Genomic DNA, 12,222 nt, shown 5'->3' with positions numbered 1-12,222 from the left:
GCCGCTACGCGCACAGGCTGCCGCGCGCCCGCGCCAGCCGCGTCTCGAAGAACATGCGGTCGAGCGTGTAGGGCTGGCGGGCATAGCGCTCGTAGATGGCGATCTCTTTGGTGTACGACTGGGCGTTTTGGTAGAGCAGCCCCAGCAGGTCGTATGGCCACGAGACGACGCCGTGCTGGATGTGGTGGTTTTCGGCCTCGACCGAGCCGATCAGGTGCAGCAGCAGGTTCTCTAGCTCGTTGTACTGGCCCTGCTGCGCCAGCGTTGCGATATGCTCGGTGTATGTGCTGTAGTGCCTGCCCTTGTAGAACCCTGGTTTGTCCATGCTCGCCTACCTCTAGCGCAAGATCCGTGACACATAGTGTAACCCCAATTGCAAGTTTGCCTGCGTGGTAAGCGATGACAGATCGACCCCAAGCGCCACGATGGTCTGCGCTAGCTCGGGCCGCAGCCCCACTAGGATGCAGCGCGTGCCCAGCAGCTTGAGCATAGCCGTGACCCGCAGCAGCGCCGAGGCCACGTACGAGTCGATCACCGGCACGCCCGTCACATCCACGATCACGGCGCGGGTGCGCTTTTCCTCCACCGTGTGCAGCAGCGAGTCGATCAGCATCTGGGTTCGCTCGGCGTCGATCAGGCCGATCAGCGGCAGCACCAGCACCTCTTCCTGCACCGGGATGAGCGGGCACGAGAGCGCCCGCACGGTCTCCAGCAGGGCCTCGCGGGCCTCGCTGGATGCGCGCAGCTCGCCCATGGCCTCCTTTAGCTCGGCGGTGCGCTCGGTCACGCGCTGCTCAAGGGTCTGCTGGTAGGCCTTGCGGTCCTCGGCGGCGATCTGCAGCGCCGTGACCATGGTGTTGAAGCTCGACGCCAGCTGGCTGATCTCGTCGTGGCCGCGGATGGCCAGCTGCTGATCCAGGTCGCCGTGGGCGACGGCGGAGGCCGCGCTCATCACCTCGCGCAGGTTGTTGGTGATCGAGCGTGTCAGCACGATCCCTGCCACGGCTGCGATCAGGATGCCTGCCAGGATGGCCGCCAGCATGGTGCGCTGCACGATGTTGGTCGACTCCTGGGTGGAAGCGGCGGCGGCGCTGGCCTGCTCGCGGTTGCTCTTGGTCAGCCGGTCGATCATATTCTCGAGGCTCCAGTAGTAGGTCTGCGAGTCGTTGTAGACCTGGATCGACTGCTCAAGATTGTTCTCGCGGCTTGCCGGCAAAAAATTCTCTTTGGTCTCGTGCACGAGTCGGGGCCACCACACATTCAGGTCATCCAGCGCGTCTTTCTCCTGCTGGTCGCCCTCGGCGTAGGGCTGGTAGGCTTTCAGCGCCTCATCGATCTTGCTCTCCAGCTGGGCCATGTCGCGCTCGACGACATCCATGGCCGCGTCGTCGGTGAGCGCTAGGTGGAAGGTCTCGGCGACACGGTACTGCTCGATGTAGAGGCTGATCTCGTTGATCTGGATGAGTGACGGCACCGCATCCTGGTTGAGCTTGGCGACCTCGGTCTGGGCGCTGGTCAGCTGAAGGCCAATGACTGCGGCGATCAAGATGAGGAGGACAATCTGGACGGTGAATGCCAGAAAGAGTTTCGTGCGTATTGACATAGCTACCTACTATATCTGCGCTTGCATGAAGCGGGGCCTATACACGCAACCACTAAACAATACGCGATAAGGTATGCCTACAATATGACAGAATGGAAACAAAAGCGTGTCAAACGCTCTATTCTTGTTAGGAGATTCGTGGGGGTGATTTTGGGCGGTATAGGGCATTGCGGCCGAGTACCACTGGTTGCGAGGGGGGGTGATGCCATACCGATTCTGCTCCTTTTGTTAGGTTTGGCCAAGGATAAGCAGAGGGACTTTGGCGGCTTGCAGTAGCAGACACGCCACCCGTACACCTTTTCTGCGGAATCGTGCCCCGCAGCCCGCGTGGCGATGCCGTAGGCGGCTACCTCGTGTCTGATCGTCGTTGATCGCTCTTCCGGCGTGGGCTTTTCCTAACAACTATTGAGTTCGGTTGGCTGGATTCGTGAGCGTATGCAGAATGCAAGCGCTAGTATAGCATAGGTTGGGGCCAGAGAGAACTGCTCTTTTTTTAAATACCGTGAGACCTATGCCCCATACTAGCAGTTCGTGTAGCACACAGGGCTGAATCATCGCTGCTGTGAGGAATCTGGTCGCGCAGCTGCCCAAAGATTTTGCAAAGAGCTTTGCTGCATAATCCATGCGTCCCGGCTGTGAAAATGGTATCATAACGCCACGTACCCGCGTGACAGGAGATCGATGATGACTCATGCCATTCGTAAGGTCGCAGTGATTGGCGCAGGCACCATGGGCGCGGCGATCGCGGCGCACGCCGCCAACGCTGGGCTGCATGTGGTGCTGCTGGATGCGCCCCCGGCTACGCTCACCCCCGACGAGCAGGCCAGGGGCCTGGCGCTCGACGCGCGGGCGGTGCGCAACCGGCTGGTGCAGGCCGGCTTCGAGCGTATGCGCAAGGCCCGCCCCGCCGCGCTGTTCACCGCCGATCTGGCCCAGCGCATCACCCTGGGCAACACGGCAGATGACATCGGCCTGATCGCCGATGCCGACTGGATCGTCGAGGCGATTGTCGAGCAGATCGAGCCGAAGCGCGCCCTGATGCAGCAGATCGAGCAGGTGCGCAGGCCTGGCAGCATCATCTCATCCAACACCAGCGGCATCCCGATCGCCGCGCTGGCCGAGGGCCGCTCGCCCGAGTTCCGCCAGCACTTCCTGGGCAGCCACTTCTTCAACCCGCCCCGCTACCTCTACCTGCTGGAGCTCATCCCCACCCCCGACACCTTGCCCGAGGTGGTCGCGCAGTTCCGCGCCTTCGCCGAGGATGTGTTGGGCAAGGGCGTGGTGCTGGCCAACGACCGCCCCAACTTTATCGCCAACCGGATCGGCTCGTACCTGGGCCAGGTGCGGCTGCGCTATGCCCTGGAGCGCGGCTACAGCGTAGAGGAGGTCGACAACCTCACCGGCCCGCTGATCGGCAACCCCAAGACCGCCACCTTTCGGCTGGTTGACCTCGTGGGGCTGGATGTGTCGGCCCACGTAAACGAGAACCTGCACCAGGCCGCCCCCGAGGACGAGGAGCGCGAGGTGTTCGCCACGCCCGATCTGGTGCACGCCATGCTTGAGCGCAAGCTGCTGGGCAACAAGGCGGGCGGCGGCTTCTACAAGCAGCACCGCAGCGAGCGCGGCAAGGAGTTCTGGCCGCTGAACCTGCAGACGCTGGAGTACCAGCCGCCCACCAAGGTGCGCTTCGATCTGGTGGGCAAGGCCCGCAAGATCGACGACCTAGGCGAGCGCATGCGCTTCCTGATGGCCAACGCGGCGGGCGACCGCGCGGGCGAGTTCATCCGCGACACCACGCTGCGCACGCTGGCCTACGCCGCCCGCCGCATCCCCGAGATCAGCGAGAGCCTGGCGGATGTGGACAGCGCCATGCGCTGGGGCTTCGGCGTGCGCCAGGGGCCGTTCGAGCTGTGGGACACGCTGGGCCTGCGCGCCACCGCCGACCAGATGCGCCAGCTGGGCATCGCGCTTGCGCCGTGGGTGGAGGCGCTGCTGGAGCAGGGCGGCGAGTCGCTCTACCGCCGCGAGGGCGGGCGCGCCACCGCTGTCTACAGCCCGGCCCACCGCGCCTACGAGCCGCTGCCGCACGACGCGCGCGTGATCGAGCTGGCCACGCTGCGAGCGCAGGGCCACGAGCTGGCCGCCAACGAGAGCGCCAGCGTGCTGGATCTGGGCGATGGCGTGCTGTGCTTCGAGTTCCACTCGAAGATGAACTCGCTCGACCCGCTGATCGTGGAGATGGGCTTCCGCGCCCTGGAGCTGCTGGGCGACCCAGCCTACGTGGGCATGGTGGTGGGCAACCAGGCCGAGAACTTCTGCGTGGGCGCGAACATCTCCATGGTTGGCATGAGCGCGATGGCGGGCCAGGTGGACGCGCTGCGCGAGCTGGTCACATCCAACCAGCGGCTGATGCAGGCGCTGCGCTTCGCGCCCAAGCCGGTGGTGGCCGCGCCCTATGGCCGCGTGCTGGGCGGCGGCGCCGAGGTGGCCATGGCCGCCGCGCGCCGCGTGGCCGCCGCCGAGAGCTACATCGGCCAGGTCGAGCTGGGCGTGGGCCTCATCCCCGCCGCCGGAGGGTGCAAGGAGCTGCTGCGCCGCGTGCTCACCCCGGTGATGCAGGCCAGCGAGCAGGTCGACCCGCTGCCGCTGTTCCAGCAGGTGTTCGAGACTATCGCCCTGGCCAAGGTCTCGGAGAGCGCCGAGCAGGCCCGCGCCATGGGCTTCCTGGTGCAGGGCGACCGCGTGGTGATGAACCGCGAGCACCTGATCGGTGAGGCCAAGCGCGAGGTGCTGCGCATGGCCGCCGAGGGCTACGCGCCGCCCGCCCCCGCGCCGATCTACGCCGTGGGCCGCAGGGCCGTGGCCGCCGCCGCCAGCAACATCCACCAGATGGTGGTGGCGGGCTATATCAGCGAGTACGACCAGAAGCTGGCCACCGCGCTGACCTGGGTGCTGGCCGGGGGCGATTTCACCAGCCCGCAGTGGGTGACGGAGCAGTACATTCTCGACATGGAGGTCGAGTCGTTCATGCGGCTGGCATGCGAGCCGAGGACGCTGGAGCGGATCATGGCCATGCTTCAGAACGGCAAGCCGCTGCGCAACTAGAGGAGCACACCAATGCGTGAAGCTGTGATTGTTTCTGCCGCCCGCACCGCCGTGGCCAAGGCTGGCCGGGGCGCGCTGCGCGATACCCACCCCGCCGATATTGCCGCTGCCGCCATCCGCGAGGCGCTGCGCCGCGCGCCGGGGCTGGACCCCAAGCAGATCGACGATGTGATGATGGGCTGCGCCATGCCCGAGGCCGCGCAGGGCCTCAACCTGGGCCGGATCGCGGCGCTGCGGGCGGGCCTGCCCCACGAGGTGCCCGGCCAGACGGTGAACCGCTTCTGCGCCTCGGGTCTGCAGACCATCGCGCTGGCCGCCAACCAGATCATGACCGGGCAGGCCGAGGTGATGCTGGCGGGCGGGGCCGAGAGCATGAGCCAGGTGCCGATGACCGGCTTCAACTATACGCCCAACCCCGAGCTGGCCGAGGTGACGCCGGATGTGTACCTGGGCATGGGCCTGACCGCCGAGAACGTGGCCAAGAAGTATGGCGTGAGCCGCGAGGATCAGGATGCCTTCGCGCTGCGCTCGCACCAGCGGGCGCTGGCGGCGATCGAGGCCGGGCTGTTTCGCGACGAGATCGCGCCGGTGGAGGTGGAGCGGGTCTGGTTCGAGGGCGGCGAGCGCCGCCGCGAGTCGGGCGTGTTCGACACCGATGAGGGGCCGCGCCGCGATACCAGCGCCGAGGCGCTGGCCAAGCTGCGCCCGGTGTTCGCCGCAGGCGGCACGGTGACGGCGGGCAACGCCTCGCAGACTAGCGACGGCGCGGCGGCGCTGCTGCTGATGTCGCGCCAGCGGGCCGAGGCGCTGGGCCTCGTGCCGCTGGCCCGCTTCGTCTCGTTCGCGGTGGGCGGCGTGCCCCCCGAGCTGATGGGCATCGGGCCGCTGGCCGCCGTGCCCAAGGCGCTGGAGCTGGCTGGGATCTCGGCGCAGGAGCTTGATCTGATCGAGCTGAACGAGGCCTTCGCCGCCCAGTCGCTGGCGGTGATGCGCGGGCTGGAGCTGGACCCGGAGAAGGTGAACGTGAACGGCGGCGCGATCGCGCTGGGCCACCCGCTGGGCTGCAGCGGGGCCAAGCTGACCGTGCAGCTGCTGGCCGAGCTGCGGCGGCGCGGCGGGCGCTACGGCATGGTGACGATGTGCGTGGGCGGCGGCATGGGGGCTGCCGGGGTGTTCGAGCTGGCTGGCTAGGGCGTGGGCACGCTGGATGGGGCGGGGCGGCACGATGCCGCCCCGCCTTTTTGTGGCGGTGGTTGGAACGATCTGTGGTGGTGGTGGAACGATCTGCGGTGGTGGTGGAACGATCTGCGGTGGTGGTGGAACGATCTGTGGTGGTGGTGGAACGATCTGCGGTGGTGGTGGAACGATCTGCGGTGGTGGTGGAACGATCTGCGGTGGTGGTGGAACGATCTGCGGTGGTGGTGGAACGATCTGCGGTGGTGGTGGAACGATCTGCGGTGGTGGTGGAACGATCTGCGGTGGTGGTGGAACGATCTGCGGTGGTGGTGGAACGATCTGCGGTGGTGGTGGAACGATCTGCGGTGGTGGTGGAACGATCTGCGGTGGTGGTGGAACGATCTGCGGTGGTGGTGGAACGATCTGCGGTGGTGGTGGAACGATCTGTGGCGGTGGTGGAACGATCTGTGGCGGTGGTGGAACGATCTCACGCGGTGATGGAACGATCTCACGCGGTGATGGAACAATCCCACGCGGTGGTGGAACGATCCCACGCGGTGCGATGCACGCGATGAATTACATCGTGGGCGGACACAAGATCCACCCCTACATCGATGAAATACATGGCGTTCACGGCGCGGCACGGTGCCCGCATCGTGGGCGGACATGAGACCGCCCCCTACGGCGTTCGATGCGGGCGACATCCCAACACAATGGCCGATGGATGATCGCGCCCCGCCCGCTATAATGGCCCGACTTCCCCTTTTCTCTTTTATCGAAAGGCATGCCTGTGACATCTGAGCCTATCCAGGGCTACGCGCCGATCAGCGGGGCGCAGATCTTCTTCGAGGTGAGCGGCCAGGGCGAGCCGCTGCTGCTCATCCACGCCGGGGTGGCCGACAGCCGTATGTGGGATGCGCAGGCCGCGCGCTGGGCCGACAGCCGCCGCGTCATCCGCTGCGACATGCGCGGCTTTGGCCTGTCGGCCCACGCCCCCGGCACATTCACCTTCCACGACGACATGGCCGAGCTGCTGCGCTCGCTGGGTGTGGCCTGCGCCGATGTGGTGGGTGCCTCGTTCGGCGGGGCGGTGGCGCTGGACCTGACCTTGGCCCACCCCGAGCTGGTCTCGCGGCTGGTGCTGGTGGCGCCCGCGCTGGGCGGCTACGTGTTCGAGACGCCTGCGATGCGCGAGTTCTTCGCGCAGGAGAACGCGCTGCTGGCTGCCGACGATGTGGATGGCGCGGTGGAGCTGAACATGCGCATGTGGGTGGATGGCGTGGGCCGCGACGCGGGTGCGGTGCCGCCCGATATCCGCGCCAAGGTGGCCGAGATGCAGCGCCTGGCCTTTGTGCTGCCGCCCGCCGATGGCGAGGAGGCGCTGGATCTGGAGCCGCCCGCGATCACGCGGCTGGGAGACATTAGCCAGCCCACCCTGGTGATGGTCGGCACGCACGACCAGGCCGAGTTCCGCACTATCGCCAAGCTGGTGGCGCAGCATATCGGCAATGCGCGCTACGAGGAGGTGGTGGGCGCGGCCCACATGATCAGCATGGAGCAGCCGGATACCTTCGCGCGGCTGGTCGAGCAGTTCCTGGCCTAGCGCATGTATCTACCACCAAGACGCCAAGGCTCCAAGGGCGCAGATGCGCCGCGATCATCGTTTCAAGACATATTTTTTCTTGGCGTCTTGGTGGTAAAACAGCTTTTTCTTATCCTCTTCGCGCCTTTGTGGTATGCATCCCTTTGTTCCTTGGTGTCTTGGTGGTAAACGTTTCTCCCCTTCGCGCCTTCGTGGTATTCGTCTTTTTTGTTCCCTTCGTGCCTTCGCGCCTTGGTGGTAAAACGGTCTCCCCTCCGCACCCCGCCCGATGGCGGCTGGCCGGCCTCGTGCGATAATGGGGCGATAGTTTCCGCAGAAGGAGCGCTTTTCTATGGCACAGAATCCCCAGCCGCCGGTGGCCAAGCTGATCCCGCACGCGATCACCCAGCACGGCGAGACCCGCATCGATAACTACGACTGGATGCGCGAGAAGACCAGCCCCGACCTGATCGCCTATCTGGAGGCCGAGAACGCCTACCTGGAGGCCGCGCTGGCCCACACCCGCCCGCTCCAGGAGCAGCTCTACCAAGAGATGCGCGCCCGCATCCAAGAGGACGACAGCTCGGTGCCCGAGCGGCGCGGCGAGTTCCTGTACTACACCCGCTACGTGCCGGGCAGGGAGTACCCGCTCTACTGCCGCAGGCGTGGCCCCGAGGCTGCCGAGGAGGTGCTGCTCGACCAGAACGAGCTGGCCGAGGGCCGCGAGTTCTGCAAGATCGGCGTGTACGCGCCCAGCCCCGACCAGCGGCTGCTGGCCTACTCGGTGGACTTCGCTGGCGACGAGGAGTACACCCTGTGCGTGAAGGATCTGGCCAGCGGCCAGCTGCTGGCGGGCCAGGTGCCGCGCACCTACTACGGCGTGGCCTGGGCCAGCGACAACCGCACGATCTTCTACACCGTGCTGGATGCGGCCAAGCGCCCCTACAAGCTGTTCCGCCACACCGTGGGCGACGACGCGGCGGGCGATGTGCTGGTCTACCACGAGCCGGATGAGGCCTACTTCGCCGAGGTGAAGCGCACGCGCAGCGGGGCCTACGTGCTGCTAGAACTGCGCAGCAATAGCACCGCCGAGGTGCGCTACCTGCCCGCCGACCAGCCCGAGTCCGAGCTGCGCGTCATCCGCCCGCGCCAGAGCGGCGTGGAGTACACGGTGGAGCACCAGGGTCAGCGCTTTCTGATCGTCACCAACGAGGATGCGCAGAACTTCCGGCTGATGGAGCTGCCGGTGGACGGCGACCCCGAGGGCTGGCGCGAGCTGCTGCCCAACCGCGCCGATGTGTTCCTCACGGGCGTGGATGCCTTCCGCGACCACCTGGTGCTCTACGAGCGCGAGGACGCCCTGCGCCGCATCCGCGTGTGGCCAAACGGCGGCGAGCGCTACGACATCGCCTTCCCCGAGCCGGTCTACACCGTCTCGCCCACCGCCAACCCCGAGTACGCCACGGCCACGCTGCGCATCGCCTACAGCTCGCTGGTGACGCCCGCATCGGTGGTGGACTACGGCATGGACGACCGCTCGTGGCAGGTGCGCAAGCAGGAGGCCATCCCCAGCGGCTACGATGCCAGCCGCTACGTGTGCGAGCGGCTCACCGCCCGCGCCGCCGACGGGGCCGAGGTGCCGATCTCGCTGGTCTACCGGCGCGGCCTGGCCCGCGACGGCGCAAACCCCACGCTCCTGTACGGCTACGGCTCCTACGGCATCACCATCGAGCCGAGCTTCGCATCCAAGCGCGTGAGCCTGCTGGACCGTGGCTTCATCTACGCCATTGCCCACATCCGGGGCGGCGCGGAGCGCGGGCGGGCCTGGTATGAGGATGGCAAGCTGCTGCGCAAGCGCAACACCTTCACCGACTTCATCGCCGCCGCCGAGCACCTGGTGGCGCAGGGCTACACCGCGCCCGCCAAGCTCTCGCTGCAGGGCCGCAGCGCGGGCGGCCTGCTGGCCGGGGCCGTGGTGAACATGCGCCCCGACCTGTTCGCCGCCGCGATCGCGGATGTGCCGTTCGTGGATGTGGTGACGACCATGAGCGACGCCAGCCTGCCGCTGACCGTGACCGAGTACGACGAGTGGGGCAACCCGGGCGACCCCGAGTTCTACGCCTACATGCGCTCGTACTCGCCCTACGACAATGTGGAGGCCAAGGCCTACCCGCACATCCTGCTCACATCTGGCCTGAATGACCCGCGCGTGCTCTACGTGGAGCCGAGCAAAATGGCCGCGAAGCTGCGCGCCCTGAAGACCAGCGATACCCTGGTGCTGCTGAAGACCAACATGAGCTTCGGACACTTCGGCTCGTCGGGCCGCTTCGATCACCTGCGCGAGGATGCGCTGCAGTACGCCTTCCTGATCGACGCGCTGGGCGCTCCCTATGAGCCGCTGGGGGATGCGTAACCACGAAGGCGCGAAGGGGAGAACCGTTTTACCACCAAGACACCAAGGCTCCAAGGGGAGAGATGGGGCCTTGGCGTGGGTGCCGTAGGCAATGCTTCCAGCATTTGCCTATCGTGCGCAGCTCCAGCAGATCATGTAATCTCTGCGCTTCTTCCCATCCCCACCTTATATGCACGATGCTTGGCAACGCCAAGCATCGTGCATATAAAAAGAAAAGGCTCCACGCTGCCGCAGGCGTTTAGCGCACCTCTATGCGGACAGCGGCAAATAATTGTGGACGCGAAAAGGCGGGGAGGGAGGGATTTAAACCCCTGTGGAGGAAGCCGCCCTACGGAGACAGAACAAAAACGCGGCGCAGGGCAAAAAATACGCCCTGCGCCGCGTTCTGCTGCTGTGCGCCTAGCGGTCGAGGCTCAGCGCCTCGGGCAGGCGCAGCAGGATGAACTCGCTGTCGTCCGGGGCCTTGCCGGGGCGGCGGCCCGAGCTGAAGGGGTAGTTGTTGTCGTCCACCACCAGCAGCGTGCGCTCATCCACCGGGTAGACATCCTCGATGGTCTGGAAGGGGAAGGAGAAGCTGCGGCCCATGCCCACCGATCCATCCTCGGGCGCGGTCAGGCCCTGGTCGTCGGTGATCGACATCAGGTCGGCCACCAGGGCCTTCTTCAGCGTACCGTCGGCGTTGAAGCTGCCCAGGTTGACCCTGTAGATGCGCTTGAACGTGGCCGCCGCGCCCTGGCCGTTGTCGCGCTCGATCACCAGGAACTCGCTGTCGTTGATCGCGGTCATATCGCCGATGGCGTTGGCCGCGTCGGCCAGCGGGTAGAACCAGTAGCGCCCGGTGTACTGCCGCTTGGCCGTATCGAACTCCTGGATGAGTAGGCGGGTGCGGATGGGGTCATCGATCAGCGCGCCCTCCAGCAGCGGGTAGAGCTTGCTGCCGTCCTTGCTCATGGCCATGCCCTCGAAGCCCTTGCTGCTGGGCAGGTTGGCCGCCCTCAGGCGATCCTCGGCCTTGGCGATGCCGCGAAACGCCGGGTTGTCCGGCGACTGGATGAAGGGCAGGCCCTTGGCGAAGGGCGCGAGCGCCGCCGGGTAGGGCGTGGGGATGGGCGCTTCGAGCAGGCGGCCCGCCATGTCGGTGTGCAGCAGGTAGGGGCCAAACTCCTCGCCATACCAGAACGTGCCGTCGGGCAGCTGGCGGAATGACTCCGGGTCGAAGTCGCCGCCGGTTAGCACGCGGTCGAGGTCGCCGTTCACGATCGGGAAGGGCACCAGGCGGCTGGGGTCGCGCAGCTCGGTGTAGCCCGCCACGCTGGCGCTGCCCGTGGACCAGTCGGTCTTCACGCTGTACCAGCGCAGGCGGAAGTCGGCGCTGTTGGCCTTGTTGCCGAAGCCGTTGTCGGCCATGGCCAGCCAGTTGCCATCCCAGTTGGGCAGCACGGCGCTGAAGCCCTGCACCGGCTGGCTGGCGAAGGGGGCCTTGCGCCCGTTGGTGTTGCCGGTGATCGCGAAGCCCGAGGGCGGGCCGGGCGCAAAGGTGTCGGCGGGCAGCACGGCGCGGCCCTCCAGGGTGACGTAGGGTGTGGTGTCGGCGCTGGCGGCGGGCATGGCGGGCAGCGCCAGCAGCAGCAGCGCGCCCAGCGCGACTCCGCGCAGCGAGAGGATGCGAGACATACCAGAAAGCTCCTTGGGTTCGGGTGGAAACACCAGGGAGCCTAGCATGGTCGCGTTATTCGCGCTTTATGATGCGGTTAACGGCTGGTTATCGCCGTGCCGCCGCTGAATGTGCGCTCGGCCTGCAGGATGATCGGGGTGATCATGCGGCGGGCGCGCACGTACTCGGCGGAGCCGCGCAGCCCCAGCGAGCGCAGCCAGCGGGCGCGGGCGCGGCGCATGCGGCGAAGGGCATGGCGCAGCATCAGGTGGGTGTGGCGCAGCATGGGGTCGCGCCGCCCCAGCAGCACGATGGCGGGGATCAGGAAGGGCCACGTGGGCATGATCGGCAGGATGGTGCCGATCACGGCCAGCACGAACATCAGCACCCCGATCGGGCGGCGCAGCACACGGCCCCTGGCGAGCCAAGCGATCCAGTTCTGTCTCATTGCGGCGTTCTCCTCCTCGCTACCGGTTGGTCCGTCGCTCCTCTCTGTATGCTTCAAGACGAGTGCCACGCGCGTTTTGTTGCAGCGGGCGTCCTTCAGCCAGCGGCTGAAGGCCTGCGGCAGCATGGGATACCGTTTTTTATGGATTGATTGTGCTTGTCAACGCCAAGCACAATCAATCCATAGGATGAATAGAGGTGTATACACGTTTGAACATCGGGCCATGTGAATCAGGGCGGAC

At 66.3% G+C, this 12,222-nt stretch carries 8 protein-coding genes and 1 pseudogene; 4 read left to right on the top strand and 5 right to left on the bottom strand.

Annotated elements, in window-relative coordinates; translation table 11 throughout:
- Nucleotides 1-4: 4 nt before the first annotated feature.
- Both F8S13_09180 and F8S13_09175 read right to left on the bottom strand, forming a co-directional pair.
- Nucleotides 5-325, bottom strand: a complete 321-nt coding sequence (locus tag F8S13_09180; GenBank protein KAB8144048.1) for a hypothetical protein — start codon at nt 323-325, stop codon at nt 5-7.
- Between the two features lie 12 nt (nt 326-337).
- Entirely contained in the window at nt 338-1,603 is a 1,266-nt protein-coding gene (locus F8S13_09175; GenBank protein ID KAB8144047.1) for a HAMP domain-containing protein, read from the bottom strand.
- 684 nt (nt 1,604-2,287) lie between these two features.
- On the opposite strand from F8S13_09175, the gene F8S13_09170 reads away from it, so the two are divergent.
- Together F8S13_09170 and F8S13_09165 are read left to right on the top strand one after the other, a co-directional pair.
- A complete protein-coding gene (locus F8S13_09170; GenBank protein KAB8144046.1) occupies nt 2,288-4,708 on the top strand; it encodes a 3-hydroxyacyl-CoA dehydrogenase/enoyl-CoA hydratase family protein in 2,421 nt (806 codons plus the stop codon).
- Between the two features lie 12 nt (nt 4,709-4,720).
- Nucleotides 4,721-5,899: a thiolase family protein gene (locus F8S13_09165; protein KAB8144045.1), complete on the top strand. Its 1,179-nt coding sequence runs from the start codon at nt 4,721-4,723 to the stop codon at nt 5,897-5,899.
- Between the two features lie 267 nt (nt 5,900-6,166).
- On the opposite strand, the pseudogene F8S13_09160 reads toward F8S13_09165, so the two are convergent.
- A pseudogene (locus F8S13_09160) lies at nt 6,167-6,322 on the bottom strand (resuscitation-promoting factor RpfA).
- Between the two features lie 346 nt (nt 6,323-6,668).
- Here F8S13_09160 and F8S13_09155 point away from each other — a divergent pair.
- Nucleotides 6,669-7,487 carry an alpha/beta fold hydrolase gene (locus F8S13_09155; protein ID KAB8144044.1) on the top strand — a complete coding sequence of 273 codons (819 nt, stop codon included), beginning with the start codon at nt 6,669-6,671 and terminating at the stop codon, nt 7,485-7,487.
- A gap of 331 nt (nt 7,488-7,818) precedes the next feature.
- The gene (locus F8S13_09150) at nt 7,819-9,879 is read left to right on the top strand and encodes a S9 family peptidase (GenBank protein KAB8144043.1); all 2,061 of its coding nucleotides are present in this window, start codon (nt 7,819-7,821) and stop codon (nt 9,877-9,879) included.
- A gap of 399 nt (nt 9,880-10,278) precedes the next feature.
- On the opposite strand, the gene F8S13_09145 is transcribed toward F8S13_09150, so the two are convergent.
- Nucleotides 10,279-11,553, bottom strand: a complete 1,275-nt coding sequence (locus F8S13_09145; GenBank protein ID KAB8144042.1) for an esterase-like activity of phytase family protein — start codon at nt 11,551-11,553, stop codon at nt 10,279-10,281.
- A 77-nt stretch (nt 11,554-11,630) separates the two neighbouring features.
- Nucleotides 11,631-12,107 carry a DUF454 family protein gene (locus tag F8S13_09140; GenBank protein ID KAB8144041.1) on the bottom strand — a complete coding sequence of 159 codons (477 nt, stop codon included), beginning with the start codon at nt 12,105-12,107 and terminating at the stop codon, nt 11,631-11,633.
- Nucleotides 12,108-12,222 lie beyond the last annotated feature (115 nt).

The organism is Chloroflexia bacterium SDU3-3 (assembly GCA_009268125.1).
Classification (GTDB): domain Bacteria; phylum Chloroflexota; class Chloroflexia; order Chloroflexales; family Roseiflexaceae; genus SDU3-3.
This window is presented reverse-complemented; position numbering and strand designations above follow the sequence as displayed.